This window comes from Leifsonia williamsii (assembly GCF_030433685.1).
GTDB classification, from domain to species: domain Bacteria; phylum Actinomycetota; class Actinomycetes; order Actinomycetales; family Microbacteriaceae; genus Leifsonia; species Leifsonia williamsii.
This window is the reverse complement of the sequence record NZ_JAROCF010000001.1, coordinates 1,820,650-1,838,506: the sequence shown is the minus strand read 5'-3', so window position 1 is coordinate 1,838,506 and position 17,857 is coordinate 1,820,650. Positions and strand designations below refer to the sequence as shown.

The window sequence follows — 17,857 nt, the reverse complement described above, 5'->3', positions numbered from 1 at the left end:
TCTTGACAAACGCCGGTCCGACCTGGTTGGTTAGTTACATGAGTAATGAACCCACGAGGTCTCGGTGATCGACGAAGGCAAGCCGATCTTCGTGCAGATCGCCGAGCAGATCGAGGACGACATCATCGACGGGGTCTACCCCGCCGAGGGCCAGGTGCCGTCCACCAACGAGTTCGCGGCCTTCTACCGCATCAACCCGGCCACCGCCGGCAAAGGCGTCAACCTCCTCGTCGACGAGGGGATCCTGTACAAGAAGCGAGGAATCGGAATGTTCGTCTCCACCGGCGCTCGCGAGAAGCTCGTCGCCAAACGGCGAGAGGCCTTCCGCGACGAGTACCTGCGCCCGCTGCTCGCCGAGGCGGCGAAGCTCGGGATCGGCCCCGACCAGCTCACCAGCATGATCGAGAAGGAAGGCATCAGCGCATGAACGCGCCCACGACCTCCACCGCGCACGGCACCGCCGCGCCCGCCTCCATCGCCCCGGCGGTGCAGCTCACCGGCGTCAGCAAGCGGTTCGGCGGCTTCACCGCCATCGACGACGTCACGCTCACCCTGCGGCCTGGCCGCATCCACGGCCTGCTCGGGCGCAACGGCGCCGGCAAGACGACGCTGATGCACCTCATCACCGGGCAGGACTTCGCCAGCCAGGGCGACCTCCGCGTCTTCGGCGAGAAGCCGACCGAGAACGCCCGCGTCCTGCAGAACATCTGCTTCATCAAAGAGAGCCAGCGCTACCCCGACGACTGGCAGCCCAAGCACGTCTTCCGCAGCGCGCCCTGGTTCTTCGAGCACTGGGACGAGGAGTTCGCCGGGCAGCTGATCGACGAGTTCCGCGTGCCGCTGAACCGCCGCATCAAGAAGCTCTCCCGGGGGCAGCTCTCGGCCCTCGGCGTCATCGTCGGGCTCGCCTCCCGCGCGCCGCTGACCTTCTTCGACGAGCCGTACCTGGGCCTGGACGCCGTGGCACGGCAGCTGTTCTACGACCGGCTGCTCGAGGACTACGCGGAGCACCCGCGCACCGTGGTGCTCTCGACGCACCTGATCGACGAGGTCGCCAACCTCCTCGAGCACGTCGTCGTCATCGACCAGGGCCGCATCCTGATGGACGAGGACGCGGACGTGCTGCGGGGCTCCGCCACCACCGTCGTGGGCCCGCGCACCGCGGTCGACGCGTTCGTGGCCTCCCGCGAGGTGCTGCACCGCGACGGCATCGGCGGCCTCGCCTCGGTGACCGTGGCGGGCCTCGGCCCGGCCGACCGGGCGGAGGCCGCGAGCGCCGGGCTCGAGCTCGCGCCGGTCTCCCTCCAGCAACTCATCGTCCGCAAGACCAACGTCCGTGAGACAGAATTCGAGCAGAGCGCATGACCGCGATCACCGACACCGCAGCTCCCACTCTGAGCGCCGCCCCCGCCTCCGCCCGCCGCATCTGGCGCGTCGTCCGGCTGATCGTCGCCAACAAGGCCACCACGATCTGGGTGCCCGCGATGATCATGGGCTTCATCTGGCTCGTGAACTGGCTGATCTGGTGGATCATCTGGGGCGCGACCGGTCCGGCCGACCGGGCGGACGCCATGGACGGCACGCAGTGGAGCGGCGGAGCCTTCTACATCTTCGTCTACATGCTCGTGGTGGGCATCCAGGCCATCACCCTGACCTTCCCGTTCGCGCTCGGCTACAGCGCCACCCGACGCGACTTCGCGCTGGGCGCCGGGCTCACCTTCGTGCTGCTGTCAGCGGGCTACGCCGTCGCGTTCACGCTGCTCTCCTACGTCGAGGAGTGGACGAACGGCTGGGGCCTCGGCGGCCACATGTTCACCAGCGTGTACTTCGCCGACGGCGGGGTGCTCTCCCGGCTGTTCATCGTGTTCGTCGCGATGCTGTTCTTCTTCGCGATCGGCGCCGCCGCCGGCACGCTGTACATGCGCTGGCGGATGTACGGGGTGCTCGTGGCGGGCGCGGTCCTCGCCCTGCTGATCGTCGGCAGCGTCGCGCTGATCACCTTCACGCAGAACTGGCCGGCGGTCGGCGAGTGGTTCGTGACGATGGGCTCAGTCGGTGTGGTGGCGTGGCTGCTCGTGCCGACCGCCCTGGCCGCGCTGATCGGGTACGCGGCGCTCAGCAGGGCGACACCGAAGAGCTGATCCGTCAGCCCGCCTCAGCCGGCGGCGTCCCCGAGCTCCTGGAACACCGTGATCTGGAGCCCGGCGGGCGCCGCCAGCCGCGCGTTCAGCGAGTTCCACGGTGTGACGGTGGGAGGCGCGAGCTGCTCGGCACCGGCCGCCACCAGCCGGGCGGTGACGGAGCGGCCGTCGCCGACCTCGAACGCCAGCCGGATGGCGGGCGCGACCGGACGGCCGACCTCCACCTCGTCGATCATCGCCTTCTGCGCGGGGTTCGCCAGCTCGAGCGTCGCCCGGCCGGCGTCGAGGATCGCCACCCGCGCCCCGCCGTCGCCCTGATACGACTCCTGCTCGGGCAGGCCGAGCACGTCGCGGAAGAAGGCGAGCGCGTCGTCGTAGTCCGCGGCCTCCACCACGATCCGCAGCTGGCGCACCCGGTCGGTATCGTTCTGTCCTGTCGCGTCGTCCATCCCCGCGTCACCTCCACTCGGTAGCGTTGCCTCTCGTGCTGGGCTATGTCTACCTCGCGGTCGCGATCGCCACCGAGGTCGTCGCGACGACCTTCCTCAAGTTCACCTCGGGCGAGGACGCCAAGTGGTGGGCGTACGTCGTCGTGGTCGTCGGCTACGTCGCCTCGTTCTTCGCCCTCAGCCAGACGCTCGCCCGCGGCGTGCCGCTCGGGATCGCGTACGCGATCTGGTCGGCCGTCGGGGTCGCCGCGATCGCGCTGATCTCGTGGCTGTTCTTCAAGGAGCCGCTGACCTGGGTGCAGATCGTCGGGCTGGTGCTCGTGGTCGGCGGGGTGGGCCTGCTGGAGCTGGGCGCGAAGCAGCCCGCCGCCTGAGCGGCGCGGTCACGCCGAACCGACGAACGCCTCCAGCGCCTCGTCCAGCGTGCGCGCCGGCGACGCGTACTCGTAGACCGCGCCCGCACCCTCCGGCACGTACGTGCCGTCGGCCTGCGCCCGGATGACGCCGAGCTGCCGCCCGCGGCCGAGCTCCGTGTCCTGTTCGAGGACCTCGGTGTGGTCGTAGACGGTGTAGTCGTCGCCGTCCTCGTAGACGGTCAGATCTTCGAGCAGTGGCATTCAGAACCTCCTGGTGAACGGGAGCGGCTTGCGCATGCGGATGAGCAGCAGCAACGGGAACAGCACGTACGGGCCGTTGTAGAGCAGGAACATCGCCGGGTTCGGCGTGCGCTGTCCCTCCGGCCCGAAGAACTCGACGCCGAAGATCGGGATGGCCGTCAGGCTGATGATCATGGTGGCGTAGATGACGGCGAACAGCTGGATACCGTTGATGCCCTTCGCGAGGCACACGACGAGGAGCACGTAGAACGGCAGGTAGAGGAAGGCGCTCGTGCCCGTGATGAACCGCAGCCACAGCGGCGGGTGCTCGTAGAGCGGATCCCACTGGTGCGAGTACCACCAGTTCCACTGGGCCAGCAGGTTCGGCGAGTGTTCCGCCTGCGGGATGCCGAGCGTCGGGATCGCGTCGCTGATCACGCACGTGACGATGAACAGCGAGAACACGACGATGAACAGGATGTCGATCGGGCGCTTGCGCAGCGGCAGGTTCGCGGGCGTCGCGGGGGCGGCGGAGGCGAGCCCGCTGCTGTCCTGGCTCACAGTGGTCACGGGCGGGAGCCTAGTCCCGACGCCTCGCCAGGACGAAGCCCTGCGGCTGGCGCTCCTGCGCGCGCGAGTCGCGCGGCGCGCGGTCCAGCGTGAGCTCGACCGCGAGACCGGCGGCCTCCAGGGCGGCCTGGACGTACGGGGTGTGGTGGAGGAACGCCAGGAGTTCCACCTGGTGCCCGTACGCGCCCGCACGGACGCGCTCCCCCACGCCGGCCTGATAGGCGAGCAGCAGGAGTCCGCCCGGCCGCAGCACACGACGCAGCTCACCGAAGACCCGCGGCAGCGCGTGCGGCGGCGTGTGGATGATCGAGTACCAGGCCACGACCCCGTCGAACCGGCCATCGGCGAACGGCAGCGCGGCGAGGTCCGCCGCCACGAACTCCACGCCGGGGTGCGCGGCTCTCGCGTGCGCGAGCATCGCCGGCGAGAGGTCCGCGCCCGTCGGCACGACGCCGTCGCCCAGCGACCGCAGGTACGGGATCAGGCGTCCGGTGCCGCAGCCGGCGTCGAGGACCTCCACCCGGCCGTCCGGGGCCTGCGCGGCGAACTGCTCCACCAGATCCCGGATCAGGGCGAGGTCGATGCCGGCCTCGAAGCTCGTGTCGGGAAGCCACTCGGCATAGGTGTCCGCCACCTCCTCGTACAGCGCGCGTTTGCGGTCGGTGATCGCGTCGTCCATGCGCCGAGAGTACCGGCGGTCGGCGCTACTTCAGCGACTTCTGCAGCAGCACGGTCCCGAGCCAGCGGTCGAACTTGTAGCCGACCCTGCCCATGCGGCCGATCTCGGTGAAGCCGAAGCTCTCGTGCAGCCGGATGGACGCCTCCGCCCCCTTGTCGGCGATGACCGCGATCATCTCCTTGAGCCCCGCGGCCTTCGACCGGTCGATCAGTTCCTGCAGCAGCACCCGGCCGAGGCCCTTGCCCGTGGCGGCCGCGCGCAGGTAGATCGAGTTCTCGACCGTGAAGCGGTAGGCGCGCTTCTGCTTCCACGGCGTGACCAGCGCGTAGCCGAGGATCTGCCCGCTGGGCGACTCGGCCACGATGAACGGCATCCCGAGCTTCTTCAGGTACGCGTACTTGCTGCGCCACTCGCGCAACGTCATGCGGTCCTCGTCGAAGGTGACGGTGCTGTTCGCGACGTAGTGGTTGTAGATCTCGCGCACGTCCGGCAAATCCTCCGGCCGCGCCTCGCGGAGGGAGTACTCGAACGGCGCCTCCTGCGGCTCCGTCTTGCGCAGATGGCGCGGCAGCACGCGGCGCTCCTGGTACTCCTCTTCCAGCACCGCTCCAGCGTACGTCGCCGCCGTTGCGGGCGCGTTACGGGAGGCTGTGGATGCCGCCACGGATCAGGGCTCCAGCGACCAGTCGACCGGGCGCTCCCCCGCCTCCTCCAGCAGCGCGTTCGTGCGCGAGAACGGGCGCGACCCGAAGAACCCGCGCGACGCCGACAGCGGGCTCGGATGGGCGGACTCGATCACCGGGTTGCCGTCGAGCAGCGGCTTCAGCGTGGCCGCATCGCGCCCCCAGAGGATCGACACGAAGGGCCGGCCCCGCGCCACCAGCGACCGGATCGCGTGCTCGGTCACCGCCTCCCACCCCTTGCCCCGATGGGAGGCCGGCTCGCCGGGCCGCACCGTGAGCACCCGGTTGAGCAGCATCACGCCGTTCGCCGACCAGGCGCTCAGGTCGCCGTGCGGGGGCGGCGCGACGCCGAGGTCGTCGCGCAGCTCGCGGTAGATGTTCTGGAGGCTGCGCGGCAGCGGCCGCACGTGCCGCTCGACCGCGAACGACAGCCCGATCGGGTGCCCGGGCGTCGGGTACGGGTCCTGCCCGACGATCAGCACGCGCACGTCGGCGATCGGGGCGCGAAAGGCGCGGAGCACGTTCTCCCCGGCGGGCAGGTAGTGCCGGCCGGCGGCGACCTCCGCCCGCAGGAAGTCGCCCATGTCGCGGATGCGGTCGGCGACCGGGTGCAGAGCCTCGGCCCAGCCCTGATCCATCGACCCGTCGGCGGCGAGCTCCTCGAGCGTCTTCGGCGCGGCAGTCACCGGATGCTCCGCTCGCGCGTCAGTGGGTGGCGGCCGTGACCGGCGGCAACGCCGACCACGGGAAGGTGATCCAGCGGTCGGTGCGGCGCCAGACGAAGTCGGGCTCGAGCACGGTCCGCGGCTTCGAGTACAGGCAGACGGTGCGCACCTCGGCGCCGGAGGCGGCGATCAGGTCGACCACCATCGCGAGCGTGCGGCCCGAGTCGGACACGTCGTCGACGAGCAGCACGCGCTTGGCGTCGAGCGCGGCCGAGTCGAGCATCGGCGGCAGCACCACCGGCTCCGGGAGGCGCGAGTCGACGCCCGTGTAGAACTCCACGTTGAGCGCGCCGCACGCCTTGATGCCCAGCGCGTACGAGATCGCCCCGGCGAGCAGCAGCCCGCCGCGCGCGATGGCGACGACCATGTCGGGCTCGTAGCCGCTCTCCATCACCTCACCGGCCAGGTGCCGGGAGGCCTCGCCGAACTCCAACCAGCCCAGGACCTCCCGCTCCGAGGTCGCGAGCACGTCAGTTCCTGAGTCGTCGAGAGGGGCGGCCATCCCTCTACCGTACCGGGGCGCGGCCGGTGTTAGCATCCAGCATGACCACGCAGCAGACGGGCGTCCAGCGCAGGGCGTCCGCCGCGATCGGCGTCACGGCGGGCCTGATCGGCTGGCTGGCGCTCGTCGAGCTCACGAGCGGCATCCTCCAGGGCTACTACGTGCCGCTGATCTCGGACATCGTCACGCATCTCGGCATCCACGACGCCGACTACAACTGGTTCGAGGCGGCCCAGCTGCTGCTCTCGGCGCTGGTCGTGCCGGTGCTCGCGAAGCTGGGCGACATGTTCGGGCACAAGCGCATCCTGCTCGCCGCGACGCTGCTGACCGCCCTGGCCACCTGGGCGGTCGCGTTCTCGGGCGACTTCACGACATACCTGATCGCGTTCGCGCTGCAGGGCTTCTACGTGGTTTGGCTGCCGTTGGAGGTGGCGCTCATCTTCGACCGCGGCCGCCGCACCGGCACCGCCGCGTCGCAGACCCGGCGCGCAGCCGGCCTGCTGGTCGTGGCGCTGGAGGCGGGAGCGATCCTGGGCGCGGTCGGCGCGGGCCTCCTGTTCGAGGCGCTCGGTGGAGACGTCACGCTGACGCTGGTCGTGCCGGCGGTCGCGGTGACGCTCGTCTTCTTCGCGATCCTCCTCGGCGTCCCTGAGTCGGAGCCGGTGCCCGGCCGCCGGCTCGACGGCATCGGCTTCACGTTGCTGGCGCTTGCGCTGCTGCTGATCACCTCCGGGCTCACGTTCCTGCGGATCAACGGCGTCGGGACGTGGTGGGTCTGGGCACTGATCCTGGTGGGCGTGCTCGCCTTCGTGCCGTTCGCGCGCTGGGAGCTGCAGCAGGCCGACCCCGCCATCGATCTGCGGGTGCTGCGCCGCCCGGCGATGTGGCCGGTGCAGCTCACGGCCGGGCTCATCGGCATCAGCCTCCTCGGGGCGCAGGCGCCGCTCAGCACCTACGCCGGGACCGACCCGGTCAACGGCTACGGGCTGGGGCTGTCGGCCGGCCAGCGCAGCATCCTGATCGGCGCCTATCTGATCTCGATGATCGTCGGGGCGCTGCTGTTCCCGGTGATCTCGTCGCGGCTCACGCCGCGGGTCACCCTGATCGGGGCCTCGTTCCTCGTCGCCATCGGCTACCTGATGTTCCTGCCCTTCCATCTGCAGACGTGGGAGGTGTTCCTCAACATGGCCATCGCGGGCATCGGCTCGGGCGCCCTGGTCGGCGCGCTCCCCGCCGCAGCGGCCGCAGCGGCTCCGCGCGGCCAGACCGGGGTCGCGACGGCGATGACGAACACGACCAAGACGATCGGAGGCTCCTTCGCCTCCGCCGTGTTCGGGGTCGTGCTGCTGAGCGGGGCCGCGACCGTCACGGCGACGGCGGCCAGCCTCCTCGGCTACATGGTCGTGTGGACGATCTGCGGTCTCGGCGCGCTCGTCGCGGCCGTGCTGCTGTTCTTCGTGCCGAGGCTCGCATTCGGGGACGCGGAGGTCCCCGCCGCCTGACACCGCCCCAGACCGCCCGAGGGAAGGAAACCGCCATGGATCGCCAACCGCCGATGCCCGAGCTCCCGCCCGCCGTGGCGCAGGCGCTCACTCGCTTCCTCCTCGAGCAACGCCGTCTCGCTCCCGGGCTGGTGAGCCGCGCGATCGTCACCGGATCGGCGAGCACCGGCGACTGGCACGACGGCGTCAGCGACATCGACGTCGTCTTCGTGGTCAACCGCGATCCCTCCCCCGAGCTGGAGGCGCTCGGCCGGCTGCACGCGGAGTCCGACCCGCACATCGACGGCGTCTACCTCACCGAGTCGGAGCTCGCCCGGGGCCCCGACGCGGTGCTCACGGCTCCGCAGGTGGTCGACGGCGTGCTCGTCTCCGCCATGCCGGGCGGCCAGCTGAGCTGGGCCACCTGGCGCGAGCTGGAGAGCGGCGTGCAGGGCATCGTGGACGGCGGCGACGTCATCTGGTCGCCCACCTCCGACCGGCATCCCGACTCGCAGACCGGGGTGCGCGAGTACTCCCGCGCGAACCTCCTCGACTACTGGCGTCAGATCGGGGACGGCGCGGAGGCCGAGCTCGCCCCGCGCTCCGACGACGACCCGGTGCGCAACGAGACCGTGCGCTGGATCGCGCTCGGGCCCATCCGGCTGGTGGCCTCGATGGAGACCGGCGAGGTCGTCTCCAAGAGCGAGGCGGCGGCCGTCGCCGCGGCGCGCTGGCCGGAGCACGCCGAGCTGCTCGACCGCGCGGCACGCGACCGCGCCGGCGACCGGCAGACGTTCACGACCGGCGACGCCCGCCAGGCGATCCGCCTGCTGCGCGAGTGCGTCGCGCTGGCCGAGCAGTCCTGACCACGCAGAAGGGTCCCGACGCGCCGTTCCGGCCGGAGCCGGGCGGCGTGTCGGGACCCTTCTGCGTGAGAGGCGGTCGTCAGGCGCGCGCGGCCTCGGCGACCGCGCGGGCCGCGGCGAGACCGCCGGCCAGGTCGGCCTTCAGGTCGTCGACGTTCTCGAGACCGACCGACAGGCGCACCAGGCCCGGCGTGACGCCCGCGGTGAGCTGCTGCTCCGGGGTCAGCTGCGAGTGCGTGGTCGAGGCCGGGTGGATGACCAGGCTGCGCACGTCGCCGATGTTCGCTAGGTGGCTGAACAGCGCGAGATTGTCGACGAACGCGCGGCCGGAGTCGACACCGCCCTTGAGCTCGAACGACAGCACCGCGCCGACGCCCTTGGGGGCGTACGTGTTGGCGGCGGCGTACCAGGGGCTGGTCGGCAGACCGGAGTAGTTCACCGAGGCGACGTCGGGGTGCGCCTCGAGGAACTCCGCGATCTCCTGCGCGTTCTGCGTGTGGCGCTCGACGCGGAGCGAGAGCGTCTCGATGCCCTGGATCAGCTGCCAGGCGCTGGCCGGTGCGATCGCCGCGCCGAGGTCGCGCAGCAGCTGCACGCGGGCCTTGATGATGTACGCGAGCGGGTCGCCGACAGCGGCCGTGTAGCTGGCGCCGTGGTACGACGGGTCCGGCTCGGTGAGGCCCGGGAACTTGTCGACGTTCTTGGACCACTCGAAGGTGCCGCCATCGACGATGATGCCGCCGATGACCGTGCCGTGGCCGCCGAGGAACTTGGTGGCCGAGTGCACGACGATGTCGGCGCCGTGCTCGAACGGGCGGATCAGGTACGGCGTCGCGATCGTGTTGTCGACGATCAGCGGTACGCCCGCCTCGTGCGCCACGTCGGCGACGGTGCGGATGTCGAGGATGTTGATCTTCGGGTTGCCGATGGTCTCGGCGAAGAACAGCTTGGTGTTCGGGCGGACCGCGCGGCGCCACTCCTCGATGTCGTCCTGGTTCTCGACGAAGGTCGTCTCGATGCCGAGCTTGGCGAGCGTGTACTTGAACAGGTTGTACGTGCCGCCGTAGATCGAGCTGGAGGAGACGATGTGGTCGCCCGCCTGCGCGATGTTCAGCACGGCGAAGGTCTCGGCGGCCTGGCCGGAGGCGACCAGCAGCGCGCCGGAGCCGCCCTCGAGGGCCGCGAGCCGCTCCTCCACGACCGCCTGGGTCGGGTTCTGGATGCGGGTGTAGATGTTGCCGAACTCGGCGAGGGCGAACAGGTTCTTGGCGTGCTCGGCGTTGTCGAAGACGTAGGAGGTGGTCTGGTAGATCGGCGTGGCGCGGGCCTTGGTGACCGGGTCCGGCGCTGCGCCGCTGTGGATCTGCTTGGTCTCGAACTGCCACTGGGCGGCGTCGGTCATGGCGTCTCTCCTTCGGGTGAAGCGTGATCGTGAGGTCTGTCGTGGCGGCACTGCCACCGCCTCCTCTTCGAGGCTAGGGGCGCCCGCCGGGGCGGGCAACGCCTGCGCAATACGCCGTAACCCGGAAGAATGGGCGGCATGAGCAGACGCGTGGTCGTGACGGGAGCGAGTTCGGGGATCGGTGCGGCGACGGTGCGCCTGTTCCGGGAGCGGGGCTGGGAGGTCGTCGGCGTCGCCCGGCGCGAGGACCGCCTCCGCGAGCTGGCCGAGGAGACCGGAGCAGAGGTCTTCGCGGCCGATGTGACCCGCCAGGAGGACGTCGACGCCCTCCGCGACCACCTCGCCGCGACGGGCCCCGTCCACGCCCTCGTCAACAACGCGGGCGGCGCGAAGGGCCTCGACTCGGTCGAGAGGTCCGACATCGACGACTGGCAGTGGATGTTCGAGGTCAACGTGCTCGGCACCAAGCGGATGATCGGCACGCTGCTGCCGCTGCTGCGCGCCGGCGCGCGCGATGCCGGCCACGCCGACATCCTGAACCTCACCTCCATCGCGGGCCACACCGCGTACGTCGGCGGCGGTGGCTACAACGCCGCCAAGTTCGCGCAGCACGCGCTGACCGAGGTGCTGCGGCTGGAGCTGAACGGCGAGCCGATCCGGGTGGTGGAGGTCGCGCCCGGCATGGTCGCGACCGAGGAGTTCTCGCTCGTGCGGTTCGGCGGCGACAAGGCGCGCCGCGACGCCGTCTACGAGGATGTGCCTGAGCCGCTCTCGGCGGAGGACGTCGCCGAGACCATCGTGCACGCCCTGGAGCTGCCCGGTCACGTCGACCTGGACCTGATCGTCGTGAAGCCGGTGGCCCAGGCGGCGCCGTACCGTCTGCACAAGGGGGCCCTGCGCGTCGCAGACTGAGCGCACGGACCGGAAAGGGGGCGAGCATGGCCGACGACGCGAAACGCGAGCGCTGGGAGCGCGCCACCGCGTGGCCCGGCGTCGCGGCCAGCGCGCTGTTCCTCGTCATCTACTCCTGGAACGTGCTGGAGGAGCACAAGCCGCGCGACCTCGGTGTCGTGCTGCTCGCCATCCTGCTGGCCATCTGGCTGTTCTTCGTCGTCGACTACGTCGTCCGGTTCAGCCTGGCCGAGCACAAGCTGCGGTTCGTCCAGCGCAACCCGGTCGACCTGCTCTCGGTGTTCCTGCCCGTCGCGCGGCCGTTCCGGCTGCTGACCGGGCTGTTCCGCCTTCCCGGGCTCCGCGGCAACACGGCCGCGCACCTGCGCCGCCGGGTCGTCATCATCGCCGCGAGCTTCGTGGTCATGTTCATCTATGTGATCGCCCTCGCCGAGTTCCAGGTGGAGCGCTACGCGCAGGGCTCCAACATCCGCAGCTTCGGCGACGCCGTCTGGTGGGCCTGCGTCACCATGGCGACGGTGGGCTACGGCGACTACTACCCGGTGACGGTGCCGGGGCGCATCCTCGCCGTCATCCTGATGATGGGCGGAGTCGCGATCGTCGGCACGGCGAGTGCGACGATCGTGTCGTACCTCAACGAGCGCACCGTGCACCTGCGCAAGCGCGAGGCGCGGTCCGCGGAGGACTCGGGCGACGATCGCGACGGGGACGCTCCGTAACACGGACGGCGGCGCTCCCCGCCTCCAGGACAATGGGTGTCATGGAGTGGCAGACTTCCGCCGACACGGCCCCGTCGAGTTTCATCACGGAGGCGCAGGCGCGCTCGCTGCTCGGCAAGCCTCCCGCGAGCGGCGCGTGGAAGGAGTCCGACCCGGAGGGGTCGCGGCGGTTCGCCGGGATCGGCGCCTTCTCGTTCGAGAGCGGCGAGAGCCTCCCCTTCGTCCGTGTCGCGTACGAGACCTGGGGCGAGCTGAGCCCGGAGCGCGACAACGCCGTGCTGGTCGCGCACGCGCTCACCGGCGACAGCCACGCGGTCGGCGCGGCCGGTCCCGGCCACCCGACCGCCGGCTGGTGGCAGGGGATCATCGGCCCCGGCAAGGCGATCGACACCGACCGCTGGTTCGTCGTGGTGCCGAACATGCTCGGCGGCTGCCAGGGCACGACCGGTCCCGCCTCCATCGCCCCCGACGGCGCTGAGTGGGGGCCGCGGTTCCCGTTCACGACCATCCGCGACCAGGTGAACGCCCAGGCGTCGCTGGCCGACGCCCTCGGCATCGACCGCTGGGCCGCGGTCGTCGGCGGGTCGATGGGCGGCATGCAGGCGCTGGAGTGGGCCGTCATGTTCCCGGAGCGCGTCGAGCGGCTCGCCGTGCTCGCCGCTCCCCCGTTCTCGACCGCTGACCAGATCGCCCTCAACTCGGTGCAGATCGAGGCGGTCCGCACCGACCCGCTGTTCCGCGGCGGCCTCTACTACGACGCCGGCGACGGCGACGGGCCGCACCGCGGCCTCGCGCTCGCCCGCCGGATGGCGCTGCTCAACTACCGCAGCCCCGACGAGCTCAACGAGCGCTTCGAGCGGGCGTGGCAGAGCGGGATCAGCCCGCTCGGCGGCGGCGGCCGGTTCGCCGTGGAGTCGTACCTCGACTTCCACGGCAACAAGTTCACCCGGCGCTTCGACGCCAACAGCTACATCACACTCGTGCAGGCGATGAACTCCCACGATGTCGGCCGCGGCCGCGGCGGCCTGGCGGCGGCGCTCTCCCGGGTGACGGCGCGCACGCTCGTGCTCGGCGTCGACTCCGACCGGCTGTTCCCGGTGGAGGGGCAGCAGCTGATCGCAGCGCACCTGCCCGACACGATCGACGGTAGAGTTCCAGTGGTGATCAGGTCCGACTTCGGGCACGACGCGTTCCTGATCGAGGACGACGCCGTCGGCGGGCACCTGCGGAGGCTGCTCGCAGCGTGAGGGGAACGGAGGGGCATGTCGCGCATCCAGAAGGAGCGTGATCGACTCCTCGCCTCCACGGCACGGACGGTCGGCCTGATCGCGACCGCCACCGCCTTCCTCTGCCTCAGCATCCCCGACACGCTCCCCCTTCCGCTGTACCTCGCCTCCCTCGTGCTGCTGGCCTGCATGGGCGTCGCGCAGTACGAGGTGGCCGGCCTGCAGCGCCCGGTGGTGTGGATGTCGGTGATCGCGGTGTCCGGTGTCTCGCTGATCCTCCTCCACCTGCTCCCCGCGCAGCAGATGGGCGCCTCGGCGGTGAGCGCGATCGCGGTGATCGGGGCGGTCGGTGTGGCCTGCCTCAGCATCCCGGCTGTCACCTCCCGGCCGCGCATCCTCCTTCTCGGCGGGTCGGGTCTCGCGACCCTCGCCGCCTCCACCGTCACGCTCGCGGCGACCGGCTCGCGGATGATCGAGCCGCTGCTGCTGATCATCGCCGGCTGGGTGACGCTGACGGCGACCGGCATCTGGCTCGCGCGGACCGTCCCGCGCACGCTCAAGCGCATCTCCACCATGAGCCGCGCGTACCGGGTGGAGCGGCAGGCGAGCGAGACGGAGGCGCGCCGCCGGCAGGGCGCCCGCCTCCTGCACGACACCGTGCTGGCCACCCTGACCCTGCTCGCGCACTCGGGCGTCGGCGTCAGCGTCGGGGCGCTGCGGGAGCAGGCCGCCGAGGACGCGGCGCTGCTGCGGCAGCTGCGTCTCGGCTTCACGCCCGACCCCTCCCGCTCCGGCGACTACCGCCTCAAGCCCGTCGAGGAGTCGACGCTCGGCAACACGCTGGAGTCGGTCAAGCAGCGCTTCCGGCGCATGGGCCTCGAGGTCAACTGGCACGGCGCCGGCCAGGTGTTCCTGCCGAGCGACGTGCTGGACTCGTTCCTGCTGGCGCTCGGCGAGTGCCTGGAGAACGTGCGCAGGCACTCGGGCGTCAACGAGGCGCACGTGACGATCACCGACGACGAGAACACGGTGCGCGCGATGGTCACCGACGCCGGCAAGGGCTTCGACGTCTCCACCATCGGGGAGGGCCGGCTCGGCTACACCGAGTCGATCGTCGCCCGGCTGCGCGACGTCGGCGGGAACGCCCGCCTGTTCTCCTCCCCCGGCAGCGGGACGACCGTGGTGCTGGAGGTGCCGAAGTGAGCCGTGCCGACGTGAGCCGCGCCGACGAGCGCACCGTCCCGCGCGGGCCGCTCGGCCACCCCGCCGAGGGCGACGAGCGCGACGCGCTCGGGCGCGCCCGGCTCGACCTGGGCTTCAACGTCGCCGCCCTGACGCTGATCCTCTTCCTGTTCCTGATGTTCCTGCTCACCGCGCCGGTGCTCCCGGCCCTCCTGCTGTCGAGCGGCGCGTGGGCGCTGATCGCGGGCACGCTGGTCGCCGCGCTGGTGCTGCGGTTCCGGCTGCCCGACCAGCTGCCCCTCTGGCTGTTCGTCGTCGCCCTGGTGGTCTGGGGCGCCGCGGTGGCGCTGGACGTGGCCGGCACCGCGAGCAGCACCGGCTGGTACCCGCTGACCGCGGCCGCGGCCGTCGGACCGGGCCTTCTGCTCTGCGCTCCCGTGCGGCCCGCCCGCGAGATCGTCGCCGCCACCGGGGTGCTCGGCGTGGTGCTCGCCGTCGTGTTCGGCCTCCGCGCGGGCATCGACCCCCAGCTCCTCGGCCCGTCGTTCGCCACCATCGCGATCGCGGTCGCTCCTCCGCTGATCGGCGTGCAGATCGTGCGGTCGCTGCGCACCCTTGTGCAGCTGGAGCTCGACCTGGTGCAGGTGCAGAGCACGGTCTCCTCCCCCGGCTACGCGGTGGGCATGATGGCGTCGGAGGAGCTCGCCCGGCTCGACCTCGCCGCCGAGCGCCTGCTCGACGGTGTCGCGACCGGCCGCACGCCGCTCCCGCTCGACGAGACCACGGCCGAGACGGCGTCGGCGATCGCGACCGACCTGCGCCTCCACCTCATCCAGGGCCGCAAGGAGACCTGGCTGTACCACGCGGTCACGGAGTCGGCGCTGCTCGGCCCGGCCGTGACCCTCACCGATGCCGACGGACTCGCCGCAGGCCTCGCGCGGGAGCAGCGCGACGGCCTCCTGACCGCGGTGTGGCTGCTGATCAGCGACCCGGTCCGCTCGGGCACCGGACAGCCGCGGTCGCTGTCGCTCGACATCACCCGGCCGGACCAGCAGCCCGCCACCCCCGGCACCGGTGCCACAATGTCCATCGTGATCCGAACGACCGGTGTGCCGCGAAACGGGGTAGACCCTGCGGCGTGGCAAGCTATCCGTAAGGTGGGCCGCTACGTCGAGTCGTTCTCGCGCTCGACGCTCCGGATCGAGATCACCACCGTGAGCGATGTCGCGGCCGAGCTGGGCTGATCCAGCCGGCCCGCTGGAACCTGAAGAGAGGCAGCCGTGAGCGAGGCACCCCCCATCCGTATCGCGATCGTCGACGACCACAAGATGCTGCTCGGCGCCCTCACCGAATGGATCCGCAGTGTCGCGGACGACATCCGGATGGTCGCCGCGGTGGCGAGCTGGCCCGAGCTGCTGACCCACCCGGAGTTCCCGGTCGACGTCGTGCTGCTCGACCTCGACCTCAAGGACAACATCCCGGTCTCGCTCAAGCTGTCGACCCTCAAGACCACCGGCGTGCGGACCGTGCTGATGAGCACCTACTCCGAGCCGGCCGTCGTGCGCGAGGCGCTGGCCGCCGGCGCGCTCGGCTACCTGGTCAAGAGCGAGGACGCCGAGATGATCGTGGAGGCTATCCGCGCCGCGAGCAAGGGCGAGTCGTTCATCTCGACCGAGCTCGACCTCGCGCTCAACGCCGGAGAGACCGGCGCCGCACCCAAGCTGAGCGCGCAGGAGCGCCGCGTGATGGCGCTGTACGGAGCGGGCGAGCCGGTCAAGGCCGTCGCGTTCCAGCTCGGCATCTCGGACGAGACCGCCAAGAGCTACCTCAAGCGCATCCGCGAGAAGTACCGCGTGGCCGGCTACGACGTCGGCACCAAGGTCGCCCTGCGCAAGCGCGCCATCCAGGACGGCATCCTCCTCCAGAACGACTGACCCTACCGGCGGGGAACGGGCGGGATCAGTCGACCGGGACGGGGTCCGGGCGCTGCGCGTGCACGACGCCGGTGTCGACGCCGCGGCGGATGCGCGAGCGGTCGATCCCGAACGACACGAGCGCGAGGACGATGCCCGCAACGCAGAGGATGGCGCCCACCATGATCGGCGACAGGTAGCCGAGCCCGGCCGCGATCGTCAAGCCGCCGAGGTAGGCGCCCGCCGCGTTCGCGATGTTGAGGGCCGAGTGGTTGAGCGCCGCGGCGATCGACTGGCTGTCGTGCGCGACATCCATCAGCCGGGTCTGGATCATCGGCGAGAGCGCCGCGCACGCCCCGGCGACGACGAACACCGAGACGAGGAGGCCGGCCAGGCTCCACGCGGTGAAATAGAGCGTGGCGAGCGACACCAGCAGCACGGCGAAGAACAGCAGCATCCCGCGCTTCACGCTGCGGTCCGCCATCCACCCGCCGAGGAGGTTGCCCACGGTCATCCCGACGCCGATCAGCACCAGCACCAGCGGCACCGCCGACTCCGGGAGCCCGGTGACGGTCGTCACGATCGGTGCGATGTACGTGTACACGGCGAAGAAGCCGCCGAAGCCGATCGCCCCGATCAGCAGCGCCAGCCACACCTGCAGCCGGCCGAACGCCCGTAGCTCGTTGCGCAGCGTCGCCTTCGGGTTGCCCGCCTGCAGCGGCACCAGCAGCGAGATCGCGACGAACGTGAGCGCGAAGATCGCGGCGACCACCAGGTAGGCGATGCGCCAGCCGTGCGCCTGCCCGATCCACGTGATGATCGGGACGCCGATGACATTCGCGATCGTGAGGCCGGAGAGGACGAACGCGACGCCCTGCCCGCGCTTGCCAGGGCCCATGAGGGAGGCGGCGACCAGCGACGCGATCCCGAAGTAGGCGCCGTGCGGCAGCGCCGACACGAAGCGGGCGACCATCACGAGCGGGAAGGTGGGGGCGAGCGCCGAGGCGACCGTCCCGAGCGTGAAGGCGGCGACCAGCCACAGCAGCAGCTGCTTGCGCGGCAGCCGCGCGGCGAACGCGGCGATGGTCGGCGCGCCGACGACGACGCCGAGCGCGTACGCCGAGATGATCCACCCCGCCTGCGCATTCGCCTCGGTCGTGGACTGCGCGTACAGCTGCGGCAGGAGGTCGTGCGCGATGTTGGGCAGCAGCCCCATCGCGACGAACTCGGTGGAGCCGATGCCGAAGCCGCCGAGGGCGAGCGCCAGGAGGGCAAGACGAGTACGGGCCGACGACATCTGCGTCGGCCCGTCGGTAAGCGGGATCACCGCACCACTCTAGTCGAATCGTTTCGACCGCGCTGCCGCCGACGAAATTCGGCACGAATGCGGCACCCCGCAGCCGCCCACATTCGGCACGAATGTTGGTCAAACAGCCGCCAAAACGCACATTCGGCACGAATGTCAGGCGCGGAGCGTCATTGCGCGTCGAGCGCCCGCTCCAAGCGGTCGAGCTTGCCGGTCAGTTCGCCGCTGTAGCCCGGCCGGATGTCCGCCTTCAGCACCAGCGACACCCTGCTCCCGTACTGCCCGACGGCCTCGGTCGCGCGGCGGATCACGTCGAACACCTCGTCCCACTCCCCCTCGATCTCCGTGAACATCGAGGAGGTGCGGTTCGGGAGGCCCGACTCGCGCACGATCCGCACCGCCGCCGCGACCGCGTCGTGCACCGACGCGTCCGGGCCTTCGCCGCCGCTCGGGGCCACCGAGAACGCCACCAGCATGATTCCTCCTTCATCGCCGCGAGCAGGAC

Annotated in this window: 22 protein-coding genes; 12 read left to right on the top strand and 10 right to left on the bottom strand. The window is 71.1% G+C overall.

Going from position 1 to position 17,857, the window contains the following annotated elements:
• Positions 1–64 precede the first annotated feature (64 nt).
• From P5G50_RS08595 to P5G50_RS08585, 3 genes are read left to right on the top strand one after another with little or no spacing between them, the layout of a single operon-like run.
• On the top strand, positions 65–427 hold the full coding sequence (locus P5G50_RS08595; protein WP_301210928.1) for a GntR family transcriptional regulator: 363 nt from the start codon (positions 65–67) through the stop codon (positions 425–427).
• Positions 424–1,365 carry an ABC transporter ATP-binding protein gene (locus tag P5G50_RS08590; protein ID WP_301210929.1) on the top strand — a complete coding sequence of 314 codons (942 nt, stop codon included), beginning with the start codon at positions 424–426 and terminating at the stop codon, positions 1,363–1,365. The genes P5G50_RS08595 and P5G50_RS08590 overlap by 4 nt, the downstream gene beginning before the upstream one ends.
• Positions 1,362–2,141 (top strand): hypothetical protein, encoded by a 780-nt coding sequence (locus tag P5G50_RS08585; protein WP_301210931.1) that lies wholly within the window; start codon positions 1,362–1,364, stop codon positions 2,139–2,141. The genes P5G50_RS08590 and P5G50_RS08585 overlap by 4 nt, the downstream gene beginning before the upstream one ends.
• A 14-nt stretch (positions 2,142–2,155) precedes the next feature.
• Here the strand turns inward: P5G50_RS08585 and P5G50_RS08580 are convergent, their stop codons facing one another.
• A complete protein-coding gene (locus tag P5G50_RS08580) occupies positions 2,156–2,590 on the bottom strand; it encodes a VOC family protein (protein ID WP_301210932.1) in 435 nt (144 codons plus the stop codon).
• 35 nt (positions 2,591–2,625) lie between these two features.
• On the opposite strand from P5G50_RS08580, the gene P5G50_RS08575 reads away from it, so the two are divergent.
• On the top strand, positions 2,626–2,964 hold the full coding sequence (locus P5G50_RS08575) for a DMT family transporter (protein WP_301210934.1): 339 nt from the start codon (positions 2,626–2,628) through the stop codon (positions 2,962–2,964).
• 9 nt (positions 2,965–2,973) lie between these two features.
• Here the strand turns inward: P5G50_RS08575 and P5G50_RS08570 are convergent, their stop codons facing one another.
• The 6 genes from P5G50_RS08570 to P5G50_RS08545 all read right to left on the bottom strand — a co-directional run bounded on the left by P5G50_RS08570 (position 2,974) and on the right by P5G50_RS08545 (position 6,345).
• Positions 2,974–3,207, bottom strand: coding sequence for a hypothetical protein (locus P5G50_RS08570; RefSeq protein WP_301210936.1), 234 nt, complete (start codon positions 3,205–3,207; stop codon positions 2,974–2,976).
• Entirely contained in the window at positions 3,208–3,756 is a 549-nt protein-coding gene (locus tag P5G50_RS08565) for an EXPERA domain-containing protein (protein ID WP_301210938.1), read from the bottom strand.
• Positions 3,757–3,766: 10 nt separating this feature from the next.
• Entirely contained in the window at positions 3,767–4,435 is a 669-nt protein-coding gene (locus P5G50_RS08560; protein ID WP_301210939.1) for a class I SAM-dependent DNA methyltransferase, read from the bottom strand.
• Positions 4,436–4,460: 25 nt separating this feature from the next.
• A complete protein-coding gene (locus P5G50_RS08555) occupies positions 4,461–5,039 on the bottom strand; it encodes a GNAT family N-acetyltransferase (RefSeq protein ID WP_301210941.1) in 579 nt (192 codons plus the stop codon).
• A gap of 63 nt (positions 5,040–5,102) precedes the next feature.
• Complete coding sequence (locus P5G50_RS08550; protein ID WP_301211401.1) at positions 5,103–5,756, bottom strand: uracil-DNA glycosylase; 654 nt, start codon at positions 5,754–5,756, stop codon at positions 5,103–5,105.
• A gap of 67 nt (positions 5,757–5,823) precedes the next feature.
• Positions 5,824–6,345 (bottom strand): phosphoribosyltransferase, encoded by a 522-nt coding sequence (locus P5G50_RS08545; protein ID WP_301210942.1) that lies wholly within the window; start codon positions 6,343–6,345, stop codon positions 5,824–5,826.
• A gap of 41 nt (positions 6,346–6,386) precedes the next feature.
• Between P5G50_RS08545 and P5G50_RS08540 the strand changes: the two genes are divergently transcribed.
• The gene (locus P5G50_RS08540) at positions 6,387–7,847 is read left to right on the top strand and encodes an MFS transporter (protein WP_301210944.1); all 1,461 of its coding nucleotides are present in this window, start codon (positions 6,387–6,389) and stop codon (positions 7,845–7,847) included.
• Positions 7,848–7,882: 35 nt separating this feature from the next.
• Positions 7,883–8,692, top strand: coding sequence for a nucleotidyltransferase domain-containing protein (locus P5G50_RS08535; RefSeq protein ID WP_301210946.1), 810 nt, complete (start codon positions 7,883–7,885; stop codon positions 8,690–8,692).
• A 79-nt stretch (positions 8,693–8,771) separates the two neighbouring features.
• On the opposite strand, the gene P5G50_RS08530 is transcribed toward P5G50_RS08535, so the two are convergent.
• Positions 8,772–10,094, bottom strand: coding sequence for a bifunctional o-acetylhomoserine/o-acetylserine sulfhydrylase (locus P5G50_RS08530; RefSeq protein ID WP_301210947.1), 1,323 nt, complete (start codon positions 10,092–10,094; stop codon positions 8,772–8,774).
• A 138-nt stretch (positions 10,095–10,232) separates the two neighbouring features.
• On the opposite strand from P5G50_RS08530, the gene P5G50_RS08525 reads away from it, so the two are divergent.
• From P5G50_RS08525 to P5G50_RS08500, 6 genes are read left to right on the top strand one after another with little or no spacing between them, the layout of a single operon-like run.
• The gene (locus tag P5G50_RS08525) at positions 10,233–11,006 is read left to right on the top strand and encodes an SDR family oxidoreductase (protein ID WP_301210949.1); all 774 of its coding nucleotides are present in this window, start codon (positions 10,233–10,235) and stop codon (positions 11,004–11,006) included.
• 26 nt (positions 11,007–11,032) lie between these two features.
• Entirely contained in the window at positions 11,033–11,725 is a 693-nt protein-coding gene (locus tag P5G50_RS08520; RefSeq protein ID WP_301210950.1) for a potassium channel family protein, read from the top strand.
• A gap of 41 nt (positions 11,726–11,766) precedes the next feature.
• On the top strand, positions 11,767–12,972 hold the full coding sequence (gene metX, locus P5G50_RS08515; protein WP_301210952.1) for a homoserine O-acetyltransferase MetX: 1,206 nt from the start codon (positions 11,767–11,769) through the stop codon (positions 12,970–12,972).
• Positions 12,973–12,987: 15 nt separating this feature from the next.
• Entirely contained in the window at positions 12,988–14,154 is a 1,167-nt protein-coding gene (locus P5G50_RS08510; protein WP_301210953.1) for a sensor histidine kinase, read from the top strand.
• Positions 14,151–15,377, top strand: coding sequence for a hypothetical protein (locus P5G50_RS08505; protein WP_301210956.1), 1,227 nt, complete (start codon positions 14,151–14,153; stop codon positions 15,375–15,377). The genes P5G50_RS08510 and P5G50_RS08505 overlap by 4 nt, the downstream gene beginning before the upstream one ends.
• A gap of 36 nt (positions 15,378–15,413) precedes the next feature.
• Entirely contained in the window at positions 15,414–16,067 is a 654-nt protein-coding gene (locus P5G50_RS08500) for a response regulator (RefSeq protein ID WP_301210957.1), read from the top strand.
• A gap of 25 nt (positions 16,068–16,092) precedes the next feature.
• On the opposite strand, the gene P5G50_RS08495 is transcribed toward P5G50_RS08500, so the two are convergent.
• Both P5G50_RS08495 and P5G50_RS08490 read right to left on the bottom strand, forming a co-directional pair.
• Positions 16,093–17,373 carry an MFS transporter gene (locus P5G50_RS08495; protein WP_435870856.1) on the bottom strand — a complete coding sequence of 427 codons (1,281 nt, stop codon included), beginning with the start codon at positions 17,371–17,373 and terminating at the stop codon, positions 16,093–16,095.
• Positions 17,374–17,522: 149 nt separating this feature from the next.
• Complete coding sequence (locus tag P5G50_RS08490) at positions 17,523–17,828, bottom strand: thiamine-binding protein (RefSeq protein WP_301210959.1); 306 nt, start codon at positions 17,826–17,828, stop codon at positions 17,523–17,525.
• Positions 17,829–17,857 lie beyond the last annotated feature (29 nt).